This window comes from Planomonospora alba (genome assembly GCF_039534085.1).
In the GTDB taxonomy this organism is placed as follows: domain Bacteria; phylum Actinomycetota; class Actinomycetes; order Streptosporangiales; family Streptosporangiaceae; genus Planomonospora_B; species Planomonospora_B alba.
In genome coordinates, this window is sequence record NZ_BAAAUT010000078.1 from 1 (window position 1) to 20,631 (window position 20,631).

The following is a 20,631-nucleotide window of genomic DNA, read 5'->3' on the forward strand; positions in this document are numbered from 1 at the left end:
GGCTATCCTCGCCGGAGCCAGATAACCCGGCCTCCACGAAACCCGGCGCGGTTCACCCTATCGGTGAAGACCCGCGTGGTGAAGATCCGGAACACATGCGGAATGCTCCCGATGCATCTGGTCAGAGCATCCGGATAATCGCCAGGTCAAAATGCCGAGCGCCCCACAAGAAGCCCTCCTCTTTTAATCCGCAGGGTCAGAGTTCGGGAACCTGCCATGATCGGGCTGTGAACCCTCGGCAATCTCCGCTTGGCAAGGCTTTCAGGCTCTATCTCGCCGGTGAGGAAGCCGCTGCCAGCGCTGCCCGTGTCATGCAGTGTCTGGAAGCTGATGACTGGGAGGAAGCCCTCGTCCTTCTCGAAGATCTCGGCGATGTCCATCCGCAGCCACCGGAGTTCTGGGGCCTGCTGGCCGACGCCGCCCGCTTGATATGGCTTCAGCGGGATGCCGACTGGTACGAGTGGCGGCGCGGTGAGGCCCGGAATGGAGCGCTTCGGGCTGAGCTCTGCCTACTGCCCGCCGAGGAGGGAGGCCGCAAGGTGCCGATCCTTCCCGGTGGAGGGCTTCGACCTATGTGGGACATCGGGCAGCGCACGCCTGAGGGTGAGCTGTCGGTCAGTACTGCCTTCCTCTGGGTGGAAGGTCCTGCTCCGCTGGAGCCGGGCATGTGCGCGCCGGTGAGGCTCGTTCCTCTGACCCCCGAGCGCTGGAGGCACCTCAATCCGGGTGATGTGATCATCATGCATGAGACGCGGCCGCCTGCCGGAACAGCGCGCATCATCGAGGTCATACCGCCTGTGGCGATGTGGGGCGCCGACGTCCAAGCAGGTAATCACCTGTGGAGCGGGATGTGCTGGTCGACCATGTCGCAGCAGACGTCGAAGCCGCTGTGCCGAAGGCACTCAACCGCACCGGACCGCGGACAGTAGTAGATGCCCGAGCAGCCGCAGTCGGAGAACTCCGGCAGGGGATCGGGGAGGTTGTCCATGATCGCGGGCATGACCCGAGGATCCCACAGCACGAAGAGGCTCAGGGCGACCGCCGGGCCGTTAAGGACGGTCAACAGGGGTCGGTCACGGTCACTCGCGGGAAGTCCTCCGCCCAGCTCACGGCCCGTACGGCCTGCGATCGGACCGATTCACAAGCAGGATGTCAGGAGTTCGGATCTCCTGGGGCGTGTCTGACAATCCGGCGTTGCGTAGCCGCAGCATCAGATATGTCTGACTGCTGGCAGGACCGGTGCGGTCCTGCCAGACTCCGATCATGATCGAAGTTGACGCGGCCTCTGTCCTGTGAAGGCACGTGGACGCCTTCAACGCCCGAGACTTTGACGCTCTGATGGCCGGTTTCACCGATGACGCTTCATGGATCACCGGCACCAGCGTCGTCCGGGGCGTGGTGAGCTGACCGAGCTCTTCGCTGCCGCGATGACGGGTCTGCTGCCGACATTGACGATCCAAAATCTGCTCGCCGAGGACGACCGGGCCGCGTGCCAGATGACCGAGACGCTGACGGTGGATGGCCAGGAGCGGACCTTCTTCATCGCGGGGTTCTATCGGCTGCGTGGTGGGCGCATCGCATCGGCGAAGATCTACCGTGAGGGCAGCGCTGAGATCGGCTGAAGGGTTCGGGAGGCAAGGGCCCCGGTACGCGGGGTGAACGGTCACGGCCGGCGCGGCCAGATGATCACCCATGGTGCGACGTGGCGGGCTGTCCGACAATGCCTGGCAGCGGATCGAGCCGCTGCTGTCTGCGACCGACGGCGGGCGGACGCCCCTGGCGTAGCCGCCGCGAGGTCATCAACGGCATCCCGTGGCGGTTCCCGATGGCCTCGTCTGCAGTGTTCAGGAGTCCTGGACGCGGGGCTCCATCTTGCACCGCGTGTTCTCCGGATAAATCAGGATGCTGACCGCATTGAGGCAGGGCTATCGTTGTGTGACATGAGAAGAGAACTGGCTGAATGTGCCGAGGACTTAATGGTGGGTGATGCCTGGAAGCCTGCATACTACGAGCTTGCGGAAAAATTTTTCTCTCTCTATTTCGGATGTCCTCCGCGGCTTTCGGCGGTATTCCCATCTGTGAGATCCGGCTATCCGTGGTCTGGACACAGGCCGAAGACCGGTGACTCCCGCGTTCATGCGAAGAACAACGACGAGTACCATGGCCTCGAGCGACATGCTTGGCAGTATCATGCCTCCGCCATGTATGAGGAGGCATATCATCACTTCCTGATGGCGGCGGCTCATCGGCGGGAAGACGGCGAGGTGATGGGCTCCGCGGACTCGGGACACATCGAGGCGGTGAGGTTCTGCGTCAGGCACGCCCTGTTCAACAAAGCGTTGGCGGAAGCGCAACGGGGGCGTCGGCTCTGGCCCAGGCCGGAGACTTTCGGAATCGATCCTGCGAAACACGACCGGCGTGTGGAGCAAGCAGAATCCGAGCTGGATTCTTCTTTCCGGAAGAAGTGATTCTTGGAGGCATTCTTCCGGCGGGGGCGTTCCGGTTCCGGGATGACCACCACGGGCGTGCTCGTCACCGTCGGCCTGTCGGCGGCAGTATCGGGATGAGCGGGCGGGCGGAGCATGCGCAGCGCCGAGAAGCACTGGTCCGCCCGGCTCAGTGTGAATCGCCGGCCTCGGGACAGCCCGGCGGCTCCACGATCTCGACGCCGATGGGCAGGGGTGCGCTGCCCGCCTTCACATCAGGTGTGTAACCGTCGGCCGTCATCCAGGGCAGGGGCGAGCCGGTCGGGAAGCGTCCCTCTTTTCGCAGTTCCTCCCTCTGCCATTCAAGGAACGACTCATCCAGCGCGAGACGCCCGACATCTGTGAGCGGTCGCACGCGGCAATCCAGCGGGGTGGCGGTGCTGAGCACCGGCACAGCCGTCAACGCCGTGATCAGCAACAAGGCTGTGCTCCGCCTCTTCACGCGTCGTCACTCCCCATCGCGACCAGTGAGGTCAGCAGCATGGAGCATCTTGATCGTGAGTGGAAGGTGCAGATGATCGAGATGTGGCTCTACATGCGTGAACGGTGACGGGGGAGCCGCCTCGGGAGCACCCGAGCGGACGATCACGAACCGAGCCGGACGGATCCGACCGGCCGGAGTTCCGACGAGCGGCAGGGCGCATGGCTCTGAACGGCCCTGCACGCCGTTCGGGGGTCTGCGGATCAGAAGGTCGAACCGCGCCTGCTGTGCGATCCACCGGGTGAGTGAGAGGTGGAGACGGCGACGGGGAGATCAGGCGACCTTTGTGTTCTGTCGAGAGGCGAGGAAGCCGTCGGACTCGGCCTGTTGCCCGGTGCCGAAGGCACGCCGGGGGAGGAAGCCGGTGAACTGCCTGTTCACGAAGAACAGCCAGAACTCGGGGCCGGTCGTGATCCGTCCGAACAGCGACCATCGCATCGTGGTGGTGGAGTGTCCGGTCCGGGCCTCGTATCCGTCGTCGGTCACCCGCAGGGCGGTCGGCGGGCGGTGGTCACGGTCGCTCGAGTGGAGCCCCTCCGCCCGGCTCGCGGCCCGTACGGCACGCGACCGGAATGAGCGGTCGTGCATGCAGCGGGCGTACACCGCCCGGATGATGAGCCCGTCGTCGCCCGCGGCGACCCGATCACTCGGTGGGTCGATGTCCCCTCCGGCCGCTGATCCGGCCGGCCGTCGGCGGTCCCGGCCACGATGGACCGGTCACCGGCGTCACCGGACGATCTCCGCTACGGCGATCATTCAGTGAGCACACGATCCGCCCTCAGACGGACCGGAGGAGACGGGAGCGATTCCGCTCTGCGCGGATCCGGCTGAACTCGAACGCGCCGTCTATCTAAGGTGAGGCATGGCCTCTTCTGTCCCGCCTCTCCACCCGGCGACCGATCGGACCAGTTCCAAGCCGTCCCCCGCTCGCGAACCGCTGTGGCGGCACGCGCTCGGTGAGCGTCTCAGGGGTCTCCGCCACGAGCGGGGTGAGAAGCTGAGCGAGACGGCACGTCGCGCCGGGGTCTCGCCGCAGTATCTCTCCGAGATCGAACGAGGCGTCAAAGAGCCGTCGAGCGAAATGATCGCTGCGGTCGCCGGCGCGCTGGATGTGACCCTGGTCGATCTGACCCTCGCCGTCGCCGAGAGCCTGCGGGCCGCGCAGAGCGGCACGTCGAGAGGTGCCACCTGCTCGGCGGCGTACGCTCTGGCCGCGTGACCCGGCTCGCCGGGATCGTCCACCGGCCTATGAGCGCTCCTCGATGATCTGATCGAGGAGTCCGTACTCCAGGGCCGCGGCCGCGGTGAACACGCGATCGTGATCGGTGTCGGCGCGCAGGGTCTCGACCGTCTGGCCGGTGTGCCGTGACAGGATGCGCTCGATGTCCGCTCGGACACGGACGACCTCGTCGGCCTGCAGGATGAGATCGGGGATCGCCCCGCGCCCCTGAGCGGCTGGTTGGTGCAGGATCACCCGTGCGTGCGGGAGGGCGGCACGCCTTCCTTCGGCACCCGCCGCGAGAAGGACGGCACCCACCGATACGGCCTGTCCGACGCAGGTCGTCGAGACCCGCGGGCGGATGTAGCGCATGGTGTCATATATCGCGAGCATCGCGCTCGGATCCCCGCCCTCGCAGTTGATGTAGAACTGTATTTCCGCCTCGGGGTTGTCCGACTCCAGGAAAATCAGCTGCGCGATGAGGGCGTTCGCGACACCCGCGTCGATCGCGGTGCCCAGATAGATGATCCGCTCGGTGAGCAGATGCGAATAGACATCCATGATCCGCTCGCCGCGAGGATTCTGGGTGATGACGTTCGGGATCGTGTACGTGGTCACTTTCCTGCTCCTTCGGTGACACCGAATCCGAGCCGCGGGCGATTGCGCGGCGCGATTTCGTCGAAATCCTGCACGATCGCGTCTATGAACCCGTAGTCCAGTGCCTCCTGCGCGGTGTACCAGCGGTCGTGCAGCGAATCCTCGAATACGCGCTCGAAGGGCTGGCCCGTGTCCTCGGCGATGAGGCCGAGCACCGTGTCACGGGTATGCCGGAGGTCGCCGGCCTGCAGTTCGATGTCGACCGCGGTGCCGCCGATGCCCGCTGAGCCCTGGTGCATCAGGACACGTGCGTGCGGCAGGGCGCGGCGCTTCCCGCGGGCCCCCGATGACAGCAGGAACTGCCCGGCGCTGTAGGCGATGCCCAGTACGAGGGTCGACACGTCACAGGGAATGAGCCGGATGATGTCGCGGATCGCGAGCATCGAGGGAACAGACCCGCCCGGTGAGTGAATCCACAGCGCGATATCCGTCGACGCGTCCTGCGTGGCGAGTGCTATCAGTTGCGTGGACAGAAGCGTTCCGTTGTCGTCATCGAGCGGGCCGTCGAGGACGAGGACACGCTGCTCGTAGAGTTCGCGTCTCACCCGCTCGTTGAACAGTGGAAGATTCGATTCTCCGCTCATGCGTCCATCATGTGAGGCGATCCGGACCGGCGTCGACGTGATCTGCCGGGGGCAGATCTGCTCTGAGCAGATGGAACCCGGTTTCCGGCCCGGCTCGTGGCATTGCGTTTCACCCGTGTGCCGCCGGCCGGATCATCACCTTGCGGTGGGAAGACGACCGGCCGGCCCGCACACGTCGCGGTAGGGGACGTCTCCGGCGGACGTGTTCCACTCGGCCTCGGTGAGCGTACGGCCGGCCCGCGCGCAGAGCACCCCGGCCAGCCGCTCCGGATCCACCGGGTACTCCCGGAGTGTGCCCCGGGTGCCGACCGTGATCAGTGTGGATCCGTCGGCGCTGAAGGCGAGCGTCACGGCGTCCCTCGGCCCGCCGGTGATGGCCGGGCCGAGCTTGCGGGGCACCGAGGCGTCCCAGAGCTGGACCTCGCCGTCGGCGCCCAGGCTCGCCGCCAGGTTCCCGCGCGGTGCGAAGACCACCTGGCCCGTCCCGTTGTGCGCGCGGAAGAGGGGGCCGTGCCGCTCCCCCTCGCCCTTCCAGAAGGAGAGCCGCCCGTTGCCGTCCTCGATGGCGAAGCGGGTGCCGTCGGCGCTGAAGACCAGCTGGCCGTTGCCCTCGCTCAGCATGCCCATGCCGTAGACCTGGCCGGTGGGTCTCCCGCCGGCCAGGTCGATCATCCGGTTGGGCTCGCCGACGGTGGCCAGCGTGCGGCCGCCCGGCCGGAAGACGAGCCATCCGTCGCCCTCGAAGGGGATGCTCCCCGTCCAGCGGCCGCGCCGTACGTCCCAGAGCTCGATCGCGTTTCCGTCGTGGACGGCGGCGGTCGCGCCGTCGGGACTGACCGCGACCGTCGATTCCCGGTCGAAGGCGGTGAGCTTCCGCCGTCCCGGCACGTCCCACAGGACGCCGTCGACGAGCAGGAGGCTGCCGCCCGCGGCGAACTCCACGGACGGCGGCATCTCCGAGTCGCCCACCGGCACCGTCCAGTGCGGTCTGCGCCTCTTGACGTCCCAGATCCGCACCTCGTCGCCCTCCACGGCCAGGTACCGCCCGTCGGGGCTGAGCCGGGCGCCGCCGTTGCCCTCCTCGAACGGGCGGTCGGGCCGGACGACGTCGGACAGGTCCAGGGTGACGGCCGTGTCGTCCATCAGGTAGGAGAGGGTGGCGCCGTCCAGGCGGGCGTCGGTGGCACCGCTGCGCCGGTGGACGTGGACGAGTTCCCCGGTGGAGACCTGGTAGACCTGGATGCTCCGGTCGTTCCAGGAGAGCAGATACCGGCCGTCGGGACTGAACCTGATCGTCCCCTGGTTCCAGCCGAGGGCGTCTCGCTCGGGGAGCGTCCTGCGGGCCCGCACGTCCACGAAGCTCAGCGTGGAGCCCTTCCCGCACGCCAGGATCCGGCCGCCGGGGGAGAAGGCCACCGCGGAGGTCTGCCGCCCCGCGCAGCCGGACCCGTCGTGCCATCCGGCCGGCGCCTCGCCGTCGGCCATCCTGAGCAGCCCGACACCGTCGCCCAGGTCGTCGACCGCGACCAGGTCGCCCCGCGGCGCGATGGCGAAGGAGGTCCCGACCGGTGGCGCGGTCTTCTTGCCTGCTCCGTCGGTGACGGAGGCGGCGGCGACCAGTCCGTTCTCCGGTGCCCTCGCCTCGGGGACGACGTGCCGGCCGGTGACGGTGTCGAGGAAGGAGACGCCCCGGTCGGAGACGATCCCCAGGACCCTGTCGCTCTGGTCGTAGCCGGCCACGGCGGTGTCGTCCCGGCGGAGCCGCAGGGTGTGGACGGCGGTGCGCCTGCCGGTGGCGGTCTCCCAGATCTGCACGGACCGGCCCGCCGTCACGGCCAGGTACCGGCCGCTCGGGCTGAGCGCGGCGGAGTCGGGCCGCCGGTCCCCCAGTCCGAGACCGCTCCAGCCGCCGATCCGTCTCCCGGTCCGCACGTCGTGGATCCGCACGCCCCCGCGGTCCACGACGATCTGCGTGCCCTCGCCCAGCAGGCGGATGTCGGCGCCCGCCGCGGTGGGATCCGTGAAGGCCGTCCTCTCCCGCTGGGCGAGCGAGCCGATCAGGGCCGCCCGGGAGTCGGGGCCCGGGTGGATCCGGTAGGCGGCCACGCTGAGCAGCAGGGCCCGTACCGGGTCGGTGGCACGCAGCGCCTCGACCTCCAGTGCGAGCCGCCTGGCCGTCGCCTCGTCGCGCTGCTCGGCGACCGTCCGGCTCTGGTTCACCGCGAAGGCCCCCGCGCCCACCGCCACCACGAGCAGCACCGCCAGCACCACCGTCGCCAGGCCGCGCCGCCGTACCCCGCGGCGGACGAGACGGGTGGACTCGTCGAGGAACTCCCGTTCCAGGGAGGAGAGCGTCACGTACCGCCGCCCGGTCGCGGCCCAGCGCATCGCGTTCTCCAGGCGGCTGCCCCGGAGCAGATCGGCGTCCTTGCGGCCGTGCTCGGCCCAGCGCCGCGCGGCCCTGCTGAGCTCGCCGAGCACGACCAGGCCGTCGCGGTCGGTCTCGATCCAGCTCCGCAGCCGGGGCCAGGCCCGGACCAGCGCCGGGCGGGAGAGCGCGATCTCTCCGTCCTTCTCGACCATCAGGTAGGAGAAGGCGCGCAGCACCCGGTCGACGGCGGCGGCGTCCTGCTCCGGCCGGTCCAGCAGTTCCCGCTTGTCGGCCCAGCGGGCGGTCTCGTGCCCGTCCTCCCCCACGGTGACCAGCCGCAGGAACACCTCCGCCGCCAGCTCCCGCTCGCGGGGGGAGAGCCCGCCGTAGGCGTCCTCGGCCAGGGTGCCCAGGGCGGGGTCCGCGCTCTGCGGCACGTGCAGGCCCCGGGCGGCGCGCCCGCCCTCGGCCAGCAGTTCCGGGGTGCCCTGGGCCGGCGCGCTGAGCAGGGCGAGGAGGAGGTCGCGGGCGGTGGGGCGCACGGCGGGGTCCTTCTCCAGCGCGGCGCCGACCAGCGGCCGGAGCCGTGGGGGCAGGGCGCCGAGGTCGGGAGTGAGCGAGAGCACCCGGTACATGACGCTGCCGAGGTTGTCGGCGGTGAACGGGTCCTGCCCGGTGGCGGCGAACAGCATGACCGCGCCCCAGGCGAACACGTCGACCGCGGTGTCCGTACGCTGCCCGGCGAACGTCTCCGGCGCCATGTAGGTGGGCGTTCCGAGGACCGTGCCGGTCGCGGTGAGCGACATGTCCGCGGTGCGGGCGACGCCGAAGTCGATGACGCGGGGTCCGTCCGGGCTGAGCAGCACGTTGTCGGGTTTCAGGTCGCGGTGGACCACCCCGGCGTCGTGGATCGCGGTCAGCGCGGTGGCGATGGCGGCGCCCAGCCGGTGCAGCTCGTCACCGGTGAACCTGCGGCCGTCCGCCACGGCCGCGCGCAGGCTGGGGCCCTCCACGTACTCGCTGACGATGTACGGCACCGGCCCGTCCATCCGGACGTCGATGACCCGCGCCGTGCAGAAGGAGGCGACCCTCCTGGCGGCCTCGGCCTCCCTGGCGAACCGCTCGCGCCCCTGCCCTCCGGCGGTCGCGTGCAGCGCCTTGAGCGCGACGCGGTTCCCGTCGGGGTCGTAGGCCTCGTAGACCACGCCCTGACCGCCGGCGCCGAGCCGCCCCGCGAGCCAGTAGTCGCCGATGCGCTCCGGGTCCCCCGTGATCAAAGCTCCCACGAGGGACCAGCTTCCTCGGCGGAACAGGCGGAGACAAGATCGGTCGGGTTCCGGTCCGCCGTCGCCTCGTCTCGTCCGCACGGCGGAACGATGACATCGTCGCGGGGGAAGACGCCCGGCAGGGCGCAGCCCGGCATGCCGTACCGGGCGCGCGGATGCGGCGGGCGGCGCCGGGCCTCGGGCGGCCGGGCCGGTCTAGTGGCCGCCGCCCGCCAGGTTGAGGCCGATGACGCCGGTGAGGATGAGGACGATCGAGGCGATCTTGATGAGGGAGGCGTCCTCGCCCAGCGCGATGATGCCCAGGATGGCGGTGCCGACGGCGCCGATGCCCGTCCAGACGGCGTAGGCCGTACCGACGTCGAGGCTCTTGAGCGCCAGGGAGAGGAGGCCGAAGCTGAGCACGGCGGAGACGACGAAGCCGACGGTGGGGAGGGGGGCGGAGAACCCGTCGCTGAGCTTGAGCGAGTAGGCCATGGCGACCTCGAACAGTCCGGCGACAACGATCATGACCCAGGCCATGGGGCGGCTCCTTCACGTGGAAAGCGTCGTCTTGGCAGGCCGGGTACGGCGCGTCTCGTCCGGGCGGACCCAGGTCGGGGCCGCACCCGTGGTCAACGTGCCGGACCACCCGTGGATTCCCGCCGGAGAGCGCGGTGGTCCCCGGCGCCGTCCGCCGCGGGGACCACTTCCTCCGGCCGTCCTGCGGTCCGGGCGTCCTGCGGTCCGGGCGTCACCCGGGCCGCGCAGGCCCGTCCCGGCGGCGGGGACATGTCCGGACGCTCGGAGCGGGGTGCGCACCAGGTCGGTGGAGTGGCTGCTCCGTCCCGGGGATCCCTGGACGAGCGGTTCCGTCCAGCGGTCCGCAAGTGCTCCGCAGGCGGACTCCGCCAGGCTCGTCCCGGATGAGGAGGAGCCGGGAGACGGTGCGGGCTCCGGGGCGGGGGCGCTGTTCGCCTGCTTCCCCGGTGGGTCCGCCCCTTCGCACCGGAGAGGTCCCGACCCGGCGGGCGCGTGCGCCCTTTCCGGGAAGGGCACGGCCGGGCCGCCGCAGCTCGCGGGGACGGTTCTTCTCTTCTAGTGGGAAAGAACGCATAGCGGGCGGACGGCTCCGTACCCGTGACGCACATGACGAGGAGTGACCGTGCAGCCAGACGGAGCGGGAGGGACGCCGTTCGGCTCCCGCGTCGGTGAGTTCGTCTTCCTGTACGGCGACGAGTTCGCGCAGGGGACGCTCACCGTCGTCGGCCTGCTCGTCTGCCTGCTGCTCTCTCTCACCCTGACCGCCTCCGCGGTCGTGGTCCTGCTCCATCCCCTGCTCCGGCGCCTGCCTGCCCTCCACCGGCAGGCCCGCTCCCCGGCCGGTCGCCGGGCGCCGGAGCGGGCCCCGTGGTGGCTGGGCGAGAGATAGCGGGCCCGGCCGCTCCGGGTACGGGGCCGCCTCGTCGCGCTCGCCCCGGCGGCCTGGACGGCGCCGCTGTACGCCGTGCCCCTCGCCTGGCACCCGGCCCGCGCCGCCGTGCCGCCCCGGTGCTCCGCCGCCGCCGTGCCGCCCGGCGCTCCGCCACCGCCGAGCGGCGCGGGTCCGCCGAGATCGGCGGCTCGCCGCTGCCGACTGCCGTCGCCGCCTAGCGCGAGCGCGTGTAGGTCACCGTACGGGCGTCGGCGCGGAAGCCCAGCGAGCGGTACAGGGCGGCCGGTCCCGGGTGGGCCGCGTCCCCGCGCGCGTAGACGACCGCCTCCCCGGCCCCGGCGGCCCGCAGGCGGTGCATCGCGTACAGGCACGCGGCCCGGGCCAGCCCGAGCCGCTGGAACTCCCGGCGGGTGCCGACCGGCTCGAACTGACCGACCCGGTTGTCCGGGTCCAGCCAGGCCAGGCAGTACGCCACCAGCCGGCCGTCCGGCGCCTCCACCACGCAGTCGAGGTCGCTGCGGTACGGCCACGCCCGCATGACCCGGCGGTAGCTGTCCTCGGTGACCCTGGACGGGTGGAAGGCCGACCGGTGCGCCGCCACCCGCTCCGGGACGTCCTCCTCCCCGCGCAGGTGCCGCACGGTGAACCCGGGCGGCGGCTCCACCTCGTCGAGCCCGTCCAGGCTCCGCGACATGCGCAGCAGGAAGGAGCCGTCCTGCGCCGGCCGGTAGCCGCGGCGGGTCAGGACGTCCGCGAGGCCGGTCTCGGTGTCGAGGATCGTCGTGGCCAGCCGGTCGCCGGTGGTGGTCTCGTGGAACCAGTCGAGCACCTCGTCGGCGAGGTCGTCGGGCGCCACGAACTGCAGGCCGCCGGGGAGCCGCACCCAGGCCCAGGCGAGCGTGCGCCCCCGGTGCTCCCAGAGCATCGTCGGCCACTCCGGTTCCCGGCCCAGGTGCTGGAACCGGTCCCAGGCGAGCTCTCCCACGTGGCACCGGCTCCCCGGCCCCCAGACCGCCTGGACGAGCTCCTGCATCCTGCGCAGGTCCTCGGGGCCGCGGTACGGCCGCGTGGTGATGTCGGACACCAGTCGGACTCCTCCTCGGGTCTCCTCGGACCTCCTCGGACGGGACGGCGGCGACCGGCGCGGGGCCGGACCACCCGCCTCAGCCGTCCGCCGGACGCCTCTCCTCGAGCGCGCGGACGACCCCGTCCGCGACGGGGGCGAGCACCGGGTCCCCGGTGGAGGGCGGGTCCCCGGCGTAGCGCTCGGACAGCCACCCGGCGCGGGAGAGCGCGGCGATCACCGCGGCCTTGGCGCGGGGCCGCTCCAGCCCGTCCGGCAGGCGGAAGGCGAGGACGTCGGGGTCGCCGGCCGCGACGTCGGGGAGCAGCGCCCCGACCCTCCCGATGGAGGGGTCGGGGTGGTTGAGGTGGAGCCACGTCCTGACCTCGGGCGGGAGCCCCGTCGTGCCGACGTAGACCACCCGGGGGCCGAGCAGCCAGAGGTAGACCCAGGAGCCGGAACCGGTCAGCTCACCGGCCCGGACGTTCAGCTCCACGAGATCGCGTTCCACACGAGCATCATGCCTCTCCGCGGGCGTGCCGCGGCGGGGTCCGCCGGGTTCGGTCCCTTGCGGCGCCCCCCGGCATCCGACATGATCTTCCCCGCTGTCACGCGGAGGGGGATTCACGTGAAACGTCGTGCGGCCATGGTCGCGGTCGCCGCGGCGGGCGCGCTGCTCCTGGAGAGCACCCAGGCGTCCGCCCTCGCGGGACTGCGGGCACCGGAGGTCACCGGCACCGACGTCAGCGGCTGGACGGGCGCGGTCGACTGGGCGGGCGTCGCCGAGGCCGGGGCGGCGTTCGCGTTCGTGCACGCCTCCGAGGGCCTGGACTACGTCAACCCCCGCTTCGCCGAGCAGTACGGCGGAGCGGCCGACGCGGGGCTGATCCGCGGCGCCTACCACTTCGCCCAGCCGCACGAGTCCGACGGCGCGGCGCAGGCGGACTTCTTCGCGGCCAACGGCGGCGGCCTGGTCCGCGACGGCCGGACCCTGCCGGGCGTGCTGGACCTGGAGGACAACCCGTACGGCAAGAAGAACAAGCTCGACAACTGCTACGGCCTCACCCCGGAGGAGATGGTCGCCTGGGTGGGCGCCTTCACCCGCCGCTACCGTCAGCGGACCGGCCGGGAGGCGATCATCTACACCACCACGAGCTGGTGGCGGACCTGTACCGGCGGCTCCCCCGCGTTCGGCCGCAACCCGCTCTGGCTGGCCCGGTGGGGCACCCGGCCGGGAGAGCTCCCGGCGGGCTGGAAGCGCCACACCTTCTGGCAGTCGGCCGACAAGGGCCGCTCCCTGCCCGGCGGCCAGAACTCCTTCAACGGCACGGTGACGCGGCTGCGGGCGCTGGCCGAGCCGCCGTCGGCGATCAGGCTGACCGGCCGGGCCGCCGGGAGCGCCTACACGGTCACGGTCGCCAACACCGGCACCGAGCCCGTCGCCGGGCTCAAGGTCACCGGCCGCGCGTTCGGCGGCCAGAAGATCATCAAGGCCGGCGAGGGCTGCAGGTTCAGCGGTACGGCGGTGCGGTGCACGATCACCCGGCTGGGCCCGAAGGCGACGGTCAGGCTGACCTTCACGACCGGACCGGCCACGCCCGGTACGGCCAGGCGCGGGCTGACCGTCACGGCCGACGGGGTGGATCTGACCCTGACCGCCAAGGCACGCTGACCGGGCGGCACCGGTCACGGCCCGGCGTCCGTACGGCGCGGCGCCTGGCCCGGTACGGTCCGGCGTCCGTACGGCGCGGCGCCTGGCCCGGTACGGTCCGGCGTCCGTACGGCGCGGCGCCTGTGAAGCCCGGTACGGCCCGGTGCGGTGCGGACGCCTTCGCACGGTTCCGGCCGGGACGCCCCCGCGCGGTCTGGCATGCTCGGAGGCATGGCTGAGCAGTGGCGGGAGGTCGGCGACCGCGTCTATGTCCGGCGGCACCGGTCGTTCGACCTGAACGTCGGGCTGGTCGTCGGCGGCGCGGGCTGCCTGGTCGTCGACACGCGCATGTCCCACCGCCAGGGCCGCGAGCTGGCCGCCGCGGTCCGCACGGTCACGGACCTGCCCTGGACCGTGGTCAACACCCACGCGCACTTCGACCACTTCTTCGGCAACGCCGCCTTCCTCCCCGCCGACATCTGGGGTCACGTGCGCTGCGCCGAGGCGGCCGCGGCCACCGGGGAGGCGCAGCGGCGGGAGTGGCTGCACGAGGGGCCGGAGGAACTGGCCGAGGTGGAGATCACCCCGCCGGGCCGTACGTTCGCCGACTCCGTCACCCTCGACCTCGGCGACCGCCCGGTCCGGCTGCGGTACCTGGGCCGGGGCCATACGGACAACGACGTCGTGGCCGAGGTGCCCGACGCCGGGGTGGTCTTCGCGGGCGACCTGGTCGAGGAGGGCGCGCCGCCGCAGTTCGGCGACGGCTACCCGCTGGAGTGGCCGGACACGCTCGCCCGCCTGCTCGACCTGCCGGGCGAGGTGGTCGTCCCGGGTCACGGCGCCGTCGTCGACCGCGGCTTCGTACGGTGCCAGCGGGCCGACATCGCCGCGGCCGTCGGGATCGCCACGACCGGAGGCGACCCCGCCCGGGCGCCGTTCCCCGCGGAGACGATGGCGGAGATCACCGGCCGCCTCCGCGCCGCCGGCCCACCCGCGGGGCCCTAGCGGCGGCCCCGGGCGCCGTCCCGGACGGTGCGCCGCCGGCCCGCCCGCGGGGCGGGACAGCGGCGGCCCGGAAAACGGATCGCCTTCCGGTATGCCCGGTATCTATGCTCCGGACCATGACGATCGAGTGGGCTCCGCTGTCCGGCGACGACGTGCACGCCCTGGTGGAGCTGACCGCGGCGATAGAGGCCGAGGACAAGACCGGGGAGAACCACGGCGCCGACGACATCACCGACCATCTCGGCAACCCCATGGTCGATCCGGCGGAGGGGACCCTGGGCGGGTGGGCGGACGGCCGGCTGGTCGCCTTCGGCACGCTCCTGGCCCGTCCCTCCGCCGACCCGGTCCACCAGATGGTCCTGTGGGGCGGGGTCCATCCCGCCCACCGCCGCCGGGGGCTGGGCGCGCATCTGCTGGGCTGGGCCGTCCGGAACGCCCCCGTGCTCCACGGGCGCCGCTTCCCCGGCCGCCCGCTGGAGCTCCACGTGTACACGGACGACCGGAACAAGGGCGCGGAGGCGCTGTTCACCGGCGGGGGCCTGACCCCGGCGCGCTGGTTCTACGGCATGCGGCGCGACCTGACCGCCGACCTCCCCGGGGCGCCCCTCCCGGAGACCCTGCGGATCGTCCCCTACGGCGCCGAGCTGGAGGACACGGTCCGGGAGGTGCGCAACGCCGCCTTCGCCGACCACTGGGGCACTCCCACGCACACGGCGCAGTCCTGGCGGGACGTGCTCGTCGGGACCTCGGTCTTCCGTCCCGAGTCGTCGTTCGTCGCCGTGGACGGCTCAGGGGCGGGCGTGGCCGTCCTGCTCACCTGCTACTACGAGGCCGACACCGCGGCCACCGGGGTCCGCGAGGCGTGGATCCAGACCATCGGCACGCTGCGCGAGTGGCGGGGCCGGGGGGTGGCGAGCGCGCTGATCGCCCACGCCCTGGCCGAGTTCCGCGCGCAGGGCTACCGGCGGGCGGGGCTGTCCGTCGACGCGGACAGCCCGACCGGCGCGCTGGGCGTCTACACCCGGGCCGGGTTCGAGGTCGAGGACCGCACGGTCGTGTACGCGCTCCCGCTGTCCTGACCGGCCGCGGGCGCCAGGGGCAGCCGGGCCCGCAGGCAGGCGCCCGGCGTGCCCGGGACGACCGCCAGGGCGCCGCCGTGCCGTACCGCGATGTCCCGGGCGATGGCCAGCCCGAGCCCCGAGCCGCCCGCGTCCCGGTCCCTGGCCTCGTCCAGCCGGGTGAAGCGGTCGAAGACCGCCTCGCGGTGCTCGGCGGGGATGCCCGGCCCGTCGTCGCGCACCTCCAGCACGGCCTCCCCCTCCCGCGCGGCCAGCCGGACGGTGACCGCGGAGTCGGCATGCCGTACCGCGTTGTCCACGAGGTTGGCCACCAGCCGGCGCAGCTGCTCGGCCGAGCCGCGGACCAGCACGTCGGAGGCCACCTCCAGGGTGACGCGGACCTGCGTCCTCGGCCGGGACCGGGTGGCCTCCTCCGCGGCGACCTGGCCCAGGTCCACCTCCTCGGAGCGGAGCGGTTCGCCGGCGTCCAGGCGGGCCAGGAGCAGCAGGTCGGAGGTGAGCGCCTGGATGCGGCCCACGTCCGCCAGCGCCTCGGCGACCTGCGGCAGGGGCGGCGCCAGTTCGAGCCGGGTCCGCAGCACGGCCAGCGGGCTGCGCAGCTCGTGGGCGGCGTCGGCGACGAAGCGCCGGTGGCGGCCGACGGCCAGCTCCAGCCGGTCGAGCGTGCGGTTCGTGGTCTCGGCCAGCCGGGCGATCTCGTCGCGGGAGCGCGGTACGGGGACCCGCCGGTGCAGGTCGTTGGCGGTGATGTCGGCCAGTTCGGCGCGGATCGCCGAGACCGGGGCGAGCGCCCGGCCGACCGCGAGCCAGGTGAGGACCGCGACCAGCGCCAGCAGCGCCGGGATACCGGGGCTCAGCACGCCCTTCAGCGTCTCCAGCGCCGCCCGGGCGGGCTCCAGGGAGACCCGGGCCACGATCAGCGTCCCCTGCCCGGTGCCGACCGGCGCCGTGGCCACCACGTAGGAGTCCTCGGGCGCCCACTGCTCGGTGGGCACGGCCGGTACGGCCGGCGCGGCCGGTACGGCGAGGCCCGCCCGGCCGTCCTCCGTGAGGATGCGGACGTCCGGGTCGGGCTCCCGGGCGACCCGGACGGCGGCTCCCGTCTCGGCGGGAGCACCCGGCCCGGAGGCCCCCGGCCCGGCGGTACCGGCGACGCCGGGGACGGGCCCGGCGGCGAACAGCTCGGCGGTGGCCCCGGCCCGCCGGGCGGCCTCGGTGGAGGCGCTGTCCACCAGGCTCCGGCCGAGCACGTGGAGGAGGACGAGCGCGGCGGCGCCCAGCGCGACCGCGACGATCGCGGTCGCGGCGAGGGTCGCGCGGACCCGGACCGACAGCTGGGGCATCTCAGGCCTCCAGCCGGTATCCGGCGCCGCGCACGGTCACCAGGGACGAACGGCCGAACGGTGCGTCGATCTTCCTGCGGAGCGCGCTGACGTAGACCTCGACGATGTTCGGGTCGCCGTCGTAGGAGAAGTCCCACGCCCGGGCGAGCAGCTCGGCCTTCGAGACCACCTCGCCCTGCCTGCGGGCCAGGCCGTGCAGGACGGCGAACTCCTTCGGGGTGAGGGGGATCTCCACCCCGCCCCGGCGGCAGCGCAGGCCCGCCGGGTCGACGACCAGGTCGCCGACCGTGATCGAGACCGGCCGGGCCGTGCCGCCCCGGCGGACCAGCGCGCGCAGCCGGGCCAGCAGCACGACGTAGGAGAACGGCTTGGACAGGAAGTCGTCCGCGCCGGTGTCCAGGGCCTCGGCCTCGTCGTGCTCGCCGTCCTTGGCGGTGAGCATCAGGATCGGCGTCCAGTTCTCCGCGGCGCGGAGCCGGGCGCAGACCGCGTAGCCGTTCATGCGGGGCAGCATGACGTCGAGCACGATCACGTCGTAGCCGTTCTCGGTGGCCATCCAGAGGCCGTCCCGCCCGTCGTGGGCGACGTCCACCGCGAACCCCTCACCGCTCAGGCCGCTCTTGAGCAGGTCGGCCAGGCGCTTCTCGTCCTCCACCAGCAGTACGCGCATGCCGCCAGCGTGGCGCACGCCGCCTAAAGCCAACCTGAAGACGGTTTCGGCGGCGTTCAGGCGGGCTTCAGGTTCCGGGCGGGAGCGTATGGGCCGGTACATCCCGAACGGAGAGGAGAACGCACATGCGTATCCGTCATCTCGCCGCCGCCGCGGTGACCGCCGCGGCCCTGGCGGCCGTGCCGGCCGGTACGGCCGGCGCCGAGTCCGCAGGCCCCTCCGCGCCCGCAGGCCCCTCCGGGGCCGAGGTCCCCGGGCCCGTCCACGTCGGCGACTGCGCAGGCGGGGAGGCCCGCAGGCTCACCGGAACGGAGCGGAAGAGGCTGGAGGCCGAACTGGAGGAGGCCGGATCCAGGGTGGGGAAGGCGGTCCCCGGAGTCGACCGGGTGCCCGCGGTCCCGGCGGTCCCGGCGGATCCGTCCGCGGACGGCCCGCCCGAGGCCGCCTTCATGGGCGGGGACGGGAAGGTCCGCGTGGTGGAGAAGGACGGGAAGGTCCGCGTGGTGGACGGGAGCGGGAAGGCGGTCCCCGGCGTGCCCGGCCGGGGTGCCGGGGTGCGGGTGAAGCGGTTGCCCGACGGGACCGTCGTGGCCGAGGCCGTTCCCGCCGAGGCCGTTCCCGCGGAGGCCGTTCCCGCGCTGCCCGCCCGCCCCGGTGAGCCGGGCGGTGAGCCGGCGATGAGGGCGCGGCCCGGTCAGGACGCCGGTAAGAGAGGCGTGATCTGCATCAGGAAGGCCCCCGAGAAGGACTAGGCCTGTGGCGAAGCCGGTCAGATCCATCCGTCGATCGGGGCGACGAGAATGATCGGGGCGACGAGAACCGCGGCTGCCGCCTGGACCAGGGCGTCGAAACCACGCCGTGCCGTCCACGGGCTCGACCGGTTCCGGGCCCGATGCACCCGGGGCGCGTGACGACCGCCCGACCGGCCCGGCGGACGGCGGGGGAGATGGGCCGCCGGAATCTACGACCGGGCTGGCCGGGTCGCGTCCGCGCCGACGGGCGGGCCGGTGGCCGGGGCGTCCGCAGGCCGCACGCCGGAGGGGATCGGCTGATCGGCCGGGGTGTGCTCGCCGGCCCGGGGCGTGGCGTAGACCCGATGCCAGCGCTCGGCCGAGCGGGTCAGGTCTTCGCCGACCCGGGTGAGGAAGCGGCTCATGGTCTCCAGCCGGGCGCCGGCGCCGGTGCTCGGCCCCAGAGTGCGGGCGTGGCCCAGGGCGGCGTCGGCGAGCAGGGCGTTGGCGCGGGCGGCGGCCGTCATGGCCTGGTACCACACGTCATCGTCGATGACGTAGTGCTCGGTGCGCCGCCGGGGGTCGCGTTCGCGTCTGATGAGACTCTGCTGTTCGAGGTAGCCGACGGCCTTGGAGATGGAGGCCGGGCTGACCTGCAGGCGTCTCACCAGTTCGGCGGAGGTGAGACTGCCGCTGTCGGTGGTGTACAGCGCTGCCAGCACCTTGGCCGTCATCTGCGGCATCCCCGTGTGGACCAGCAGCTCGGCGAGTTGGTCGGTGACCTCGCGTACCGTGCGCGGGTCGCGCCCGTCGGGGTCGCGGGCGGCCGCCGGTTCCGGTGCGGCGGCCGTGCGGCGGCGCACGCGGCGTTCGGCGGATCGGTGCGCCTGGTCGGCCCGGTACGCCGTAGGGCCGCCGTTGCGCATCACCTCTCGGGTGACGGTGGAGGTGGGCCGGTGCAGGCGGCGGGCGATCTCGGCGTAGGTGAGCCCGTCGGCCAGACCGGCGGCGATCTGCCGGCGGTCCTGATGGGTCAGCCTCTGTCGGGGCATCGGGGTCCCGCCTCCTGCTCGCTCGACCGCGGCGCGATGGGCCTGCCGGATCACAGTGTGCACCCCGCCACCGGAGCAATGCAATTCAGCTGGACCGTGGGTTGCATTAACCGACATAGGATATGCAACGATTGTGCGGGATCTACCTGCGTCTATTCGATTGCTTCGCGAATCTGTGATTGACGATGGCGTGTATGCAACGTAGCTTTTGCCGCGTCGCGAAGATCGTGATGTGAGGGTCGGGGCCAAGGGTCCAGGGCCCTCGCCCATCCCCGAGGAGATCCCCGTGTCCGTGCAGAACGCCTCCGCCTCCACGAGCCTGAAGGTCGCCGACCGTGCCGAGCTGCAGCGCCTGGTCCGGCGCGCCGTCACCGAGGACGGCTACCCCGGCATGATCCTCGGCGTCGGCGACGGCGCCCAGCTGTGGTCGACCGACGCGGGGGTGGCCGACACCGCCACCGGCCGCCCGCGCACCCCGCAGGACCAGTTCCGCGTCGGCAGCATCACCAAGACCTTCACCGCCACCCTGATCCTTCAGCTGGCCGCCGAGCACAAGCTGAGCCTGGACGACACCGTCGAGCAGTGGTTGCCCGGCCTGGTCCAGGGCAACGGCCACGACGGCCGGCAGATCACCATCAGGCACCTGCTCAGCCACACCAGCGGCATCTTCGCCTACACCCTCGACGCCTCCATGCTGGAGGAATACTGGAGCCCCAAGCTGCTGGAGCACCGCTTCGACACCCCCAGTCCCGAGGAACTGGTGAAGATCGCCGTGTCGAACCCGGCCGACTTCCCGCCGGGGGAGGGCTGGTTCTACTCCAACACCAACTTCGTCCTCGCCGCGATGATCGTCGAGAAGGCGGACGGTCGCTCGTACGCCGAGTCCCTGGAGCACCGCATCGCCCGCCCGCTCAAGCTGACCGGCACCTACGCCCCCGGTGCGGAGACCGGCTTCCGCGGCGGGCACACCCGTGCTTACTCCCGGCTCATGCTGCCCGACGCCGACGCCCCGATCCACGACCTCACCGAGCAGAGCGCGGCCTGGGCATTCGGCGTGGGCGAGCTCATCTCCACCGTCGCCGACCTGAACGTCTTCCTCGCCGCCCTGCTCAAGGGCTGGCTGCTGCCGGCCGCCCAACTGGAGGAGATGCTCACGATGACGCCGGTTCCGGACGGCAAGTGGCTGGACGGCTACAGTTACGGCCTGGGCATGTCCTCGGTCACCCTGCCCTGCGGTGTGACCGTCTACGGCCACGGCGGGATGTTCATCGGCTCCTGGTCCTACCTGTACGGAACCCGTGACGGGAAGCTGATCACCGTGCAGAGCGTCAACGGCGACTGGGGCGACCCGACCTCCGCCCTGTTCCCCGGCATCCTGGACGCCGCCTTCCGTTCCGACGCCCGCTGACACCGCCGCGAAGGGACCCCGGTGATCGTCACGAGTGGGCCGGCGGCACCGAGGCGCTGGAACGCCTCACCGGGTGCCTCCACGAGACGGCCGGGCGATCGGATCCGCGCAGTCGGCGGCCCGCGCCCTCGGGC

The 20,631-nt window shown here is 72.2% G+C and carries 22 protein-coding genes and 1 riboswitch; of the genes, 9 read left to right on the forward strand and 13 right to left on the reverse strand.

The window, feature by feature from the left end; all coding sequences use genetic code 11:
- Nucleotides 1-146 precede the first annotated feature (146 nt).
- Together ABD823_RS31085 and ABD823_RS31090 are read right to left on the reverse strand one after the other, a co-directional pair.
- Nucleotides 147-380, reverse strand: coding sequence for a hypothetical protein (locus ABD823_RS31085; RefSeq protein ID WP_344865871.1), 234 nt, complete (start codon nt 378-380; stop codon nt 147-149).
- A gap of 452 nt (nt 381-832) precedes the next feature.
- The gene (locus ABD823_RS31090) at nt 833-1,063 is read right to left on the reverse strand and encodes a hypothetical protein (RefSeq protein WP_344865873.1); all 231 of its coding nucleotides are present in this window, start codon (nt 1,061-1,063) and stop codon (nt 833-835) included.
- Between the two features lie 301 nt (nt 1,064-1,364).
- Here ABD823_RS31090 and ABD823_RS31095 point away from each other — a divergent pair, with 301 nt between their 5' ends.
- Both ABD823_RS31095 and ABD823_RS31100 read left to right on the forward strand, forming a co-directional pair.
- Nucleotides 1,365-1,622, forward strand: coding sequence for a nuclear transport factor 2 family protein (locus tag ABD823_RS31095; protein WP_344865876.1), 258 nt, complete (start codon nt 1,365-1,367; stop codon nt 1,620-1,622).
- 318 nt (nt 1,623-1,940) lie between these two features.
- Nucleotides 1,941-2,468, forward strand: coding sequence for a hypothetical protein (locus ABD823_RS31100; protein ID WP_344865878.1), 528 nt, complete (start codon nt 1,941-1,943; stop codon nt 2,466-2,468).
- A gap of 148 nt (nt 2,469-2,616) precedes the next feature.
- Here the strand turns inward: ABD823_RS31100 and ABD823_RS31105 are convergent, their stop codons facing one another.
- Together ABD823_RS31105 and ABD823_RS31110 are read right to left on the reverse strand one after the other, a co-directional pair.
- Nucleotides 2,617-2,907 (reverse strand): hypothetical protein, encoded by a 291-nt coding sequence (locus tag ABD823_RS31105; RefSeq protein WP_344865879.1) that lies wholly within the window; start codon nt 2,905-2,907, stop codon nt 2,617-2,619.
- Nucleotides 2,908-3,240: 333 nt separating this feature from the next.
- Nucleotides 3,241-3,555, reverse strand: a complete 315-nt coding sequence (locus ABD823_RS31110) for a YcxB family protein (protein WP_344865881.1) — start codon at nt 3,553-3,555, stop codon at nt 3,241-3,243.
- A gap of 274 nt (nt 3,556-3,829) precedes the next feature.
- On the opposite strand from ABD823_RS31110, the gene ABD823_RS31115 reads away from it, so the two are divergent.
- The gene (locus tag ABD823_RS31115; protein ID WP_344865883.1) at nt 3,830-4,186 is read left to right on the forward strand and encodes a helix-turn-helix domain-containing protein; all 357 of its coding nucleotides are present in this window, start codon (nt 3,830-3,832) and stop codon (nt 4,184-4,186) included.
- A 27-nt stretch (nt 4,187-4,213) separates the two neighbouring features.
- Here the strand turns inward: ABD823_RS31115 and ABD823_RS31120 are convergent, their stop codons facing one another.
- The 4 genes from ABD823_RS31120 to ABD823_RS31135 form a co-directional block, all read right to left on the reverse strand.
- The gene (locus ABD823_RS31120) at nt 4,214-4,804 is read right to left on the reverse strand and encodes a ClpP family protease (RefSeq protein ID WP_344865885.1); all 591 of its coding nucleotides are present in this window, start codon (nt 4,802-4,804) and stop codon (nt 4,214-4,216) included.
- Complete coding sequence (locus ABD823_RS31125) at nt 4,801-5,427, reverse strand: ClpP family protease (RefSeq protein ID WP_344865887.1); 627 nt, start codon at nt 5,425-5,427, stop codon at nt 4,801-4,803. The genes ABD823_RS31120 and ABD823_RS31125 overlap by 4 nt, the downstream gene beginning before the upstream one ends.
- 135 nt (nt 5,428-5,562) lie before the next feature.
- Nucleotides 5,563-9,084, reverse strand: a complete 3,522-nt coding sequence (locus ABD823_RS31130; RefSeq protein WP_344865889.1) for a protein kinase domain-containing protein — start codon at nt 9,082-9,084, stop codon at nt 5,563-5,565.
- 195 nt (nt 9,085-9,279) lie between these two features.
- Nucleotides 9,280-9,603 (reverse strand): DMT family transporter, encoded by a 324-nt coding sequence (locus ABD823_RS31135; RefSeq protein ID WP_344865891.1) that lies wholly within the window; start codon nt 9,601-9,603, stop codon nt 9,280-9,282.
- A gap of 20 nt (nt 9,604-9,623) precedes the next feature.
- Nucleotides 9,624-9,690: riboswitch (guanidine-III (ykkC-III) riboswitch) on the reverse strand.
- A 535-nt stretch (nt 9,691-10,225) separates the two neighbouring features.
- On the opposite strand from ABD823_RS31135, the gene ABD823_RS31140 reads away from it, so the two are divergent.
- Complete coding sequence (locus ABD823_RS31140; RefSeq protein WP_344865893.1) at nt 10,226-10,492, forward strand: hypothetical protein; 267 nt, start codon at nt 10,226-10,228, stop codon at nt 10,490-10,492.
- 217 nt (nt 10,493-10,709) lie between these two features.
- On the opposite strand, the gene ABD823_RS31145 is transcribed toward ABD823_RS31140, so the two are convergent.
- Both ABD823_RS31145 and ABD823_RS31150 read right to left on the reverse strand, forming a co-directional pair.
- On the reverse strand, nt 10,710-11,579 hold the full coding sequence (locus ABD823_RS31145; protein ID WP_344865895.1) for a GNAT family N-acetyltransferase: 870 nt from the start codon (nt 11,577-11,579) through the stop codon (nt 10,710-10,712).
- A gap of 79 nt (nt 11,580-11,658) precedes the next feature.
- Nucleotides 11,659-12,069, reverse strand: a complete 411-nt coding sequence (locus ABD823_RS31150; protein ID WP_344865897.1) for a hypothetical protein — start codon at nt 12,067-12,069, stop codon at nt 11,659-11,661.
- A gap of 117 nt (nt 12,070-12,186) precedes the next feature.
- Here ABD823_RS31150 and ABD823_RS31155 point away from each other — a divergent pair, with 117 nt between their 5' ends.
- The 3 genes from ABD823_RS31155 to ABD823_RS31165 all read left to right on the forward strand — a co-directional run bounded on the left by ABD823_RS31155 (nt 12,187) and on the right by ABD823_RS31165 (nt 15,293).
- Nucleotides 12,187-13,230, forward strand: a complete 1,044-nt coding sequence (locus tag ABD823_RS31155; RefSeq protein WP_344865899.1) for a lysozyme — start codon at nt 12,187-12,189, stop codon at nt 13,228-13,230.
- A 210-nt stretch (nt 13,231-13,440) separates the two neighbouring features.
- Nucleotides 13,441-14,214 carry an MBL fold metallo-hydrolase gene (locus tag ABD823_RS31160; RefSeq protein ID WP_344865901.1) on the forward strand — a complete coding sequence of 258 codons (774 nt, stop codon included), beginning with the start codon at nt 13,441-13,443 and terminating at the stop codon, nt 14,212-14,214.
- Between the two features lie 116 nt (nt 14,215-14,330).
- Entirely contained in the window at nt 14,331-15,293 is a 963-nt protein-coding gene (locus ABD823_RS31165) for a GNAT family N-acetyltransferase (protein WP_344865903.1), read from the forward strand.
- Here the strand turns inward: ABD823_RS31165 and ABD823_RS31170 are convergent.
- Together ABD823_RS31170 and ABD823_RS31175 are read right to left on the reverse strand one after the other, a co-directional pair.
- Complete coding sequence (locus ABD823_RS31170) at nt 15,230-16,636, reverse strand: sensor histidine kinase (RefSeq protein ID WP_344865905.1); 1,407 nt, start codon at nt 16,634-16,636, stop codon at nt 15,230-15,232. The genes ABD823_RS31165 and ABD823_RS31170 overlap by 64 nt on opposite strands.
- Before the next feature lies 1 nt (nt 16,637).
- Nucleotides 16,638-17,306, reverse strand: coding sequence for a response regulator transcription factor (locus ABD823_RS31175; protein ID WP_344865907.1), 669 nt, complete (start codon nt 17,304-17,306; stop codon nt 16,638-16,640).
- 125 nt (nt 17,307-17,431) lie between these two features.
- On the opposite strand from ABD823_RS31175, the gene ABD823_RS31180 reads away from it, so the two are divergent.
- Entirely contained in the window at nt 17,432-18,058 is a 627-nt protein-coding gene (locus ABD823_RS31180; RefSeq protein WP_344865909.1) for a hypothetical protein, read from the forward strand.
- 209 nt (nt 18,059-18,267) lie between these two features.
- Here the strand turns inward: ABD823_RS31180 and ABD823_RS31185 are convergent, their stop codons facing one another.
- A complete protein-coding gene (locus ABD823_RS31185) occupies nt 18,268-19,089 on the reverse strand; it encodes a GbsR/MarR family transcriptional regulator (protein WP_344865911.1) in 822 nt (273 codons plus the stop codon).
- 286 nt (nt 19,090-19,375) lie between these two features.
- Here ABD823_RS31185 and ABD823_RS31190 point away from each other — a divergent pair, with 286 nt between their 5' ends.
- Nucleotides 19,376-20,497: a serine hydrolase domain-containing protein gene (locus ABD823_RS31190; protein WP_344865913.1), complete on the forward strand. Its 1,122-nt coding sequence runs from the start codon at nt 19,376-19,378 to the stop codon at nt 20,495-20,497.
- The last annotated feature ends 134 nt before the right edge of the window (nt 20,498-20,631 follow it).

Coding starts and splice junctions, on each gene's coding strand:
- ABD823_RS31175 (WP_344865907.1), bottom strand. CDS start 17,306: ATGCGCGTACTGCTGGTGGAGGACGAGAAGCGCCTGGCCGACCTGCTC.
- ABD823_RS31115 (WP_344865883.1), top strand. CDS start 3,830: ATGGCCTCTTCTGTCCCGCCTCTCCACCCGGCGACCGATCGGACCAGT.
- ABD823_RS31085 (WP_344865871.1), bottom strand. CDS start 380: ATGGACATCGCCGAGATCTTCGAGAAGGACGAGGGCTTCCTCCCAGTC.
- ABD823_RS31110 (WP_344865881.1), bottom strand. CDS start 3,555: ATGCACGACCGCTCATTCCGGTCGCGTGCCGTACGGGCCGCGAGCCGG.
- ABD823_RS31185 (WP_344865911.1), bottom strand. CDS start 19,089: ATGCCCCGACAGAGGCTGACCCATCAGGACCGCCGGCAGATCGCCGCC.
- ABD823_RS31170 (WP_344865905.1), bottom strand. CDS start 16,636: ATGCCCCAGCTGTCGGTCCGGGTCCGCGCGACCCTCGCCGCGACCGCG.
- ABD823_RS31100 (WP_344865878.1), top strand. CDS start 1,941: ATGAGAAGAGAACTGGCTGAATGTGCCGAGGACTTAATGGTGGGTGAT.
- ABD823_RS31165 (WP_344865903.1), top strand. CDS start 14,331: ATGACGATCGAGTGGGCTCCGCTGTCCGGCGACGACGTGCACGCCCTG.
- ABD823_RS31125 (WP_344865887.1), bottom strand. CDS start 5,427: ATGAGCGGAGAATCGAATCTTCCACTGTTCAACGAGCGGGTGAGACGC.
- ABD823_RS31160 (WP_344865901.1), top strand. CDS start 13,441: ATGGCTGAGCAGTGGCGGGAGGTCGGCGACCGCGTCTATGTCCGGCGG.
- ABD823_RS31135 (WP_344865891.1), bottom strand. CDS start 9,603: ATGGCCTGGGTCATGATCGTTGTCGCCGGACTGTTCGAGGTCGCCATG.
- ABD823_RS31095 (WP_344865876.1), top strand. CDS start 1,365: ATGGATCACCGGCACCAGCGTCGTCCGGGGCGTGGTGAGCTGACCGAG.
- ABD823_RS31180 (WP_344865909.1), top strand. CDS start 17,432: ATGCGTATCCGTCATCTCGCCGCCGCCGCGGTGACCGCCGCGGCCCTG.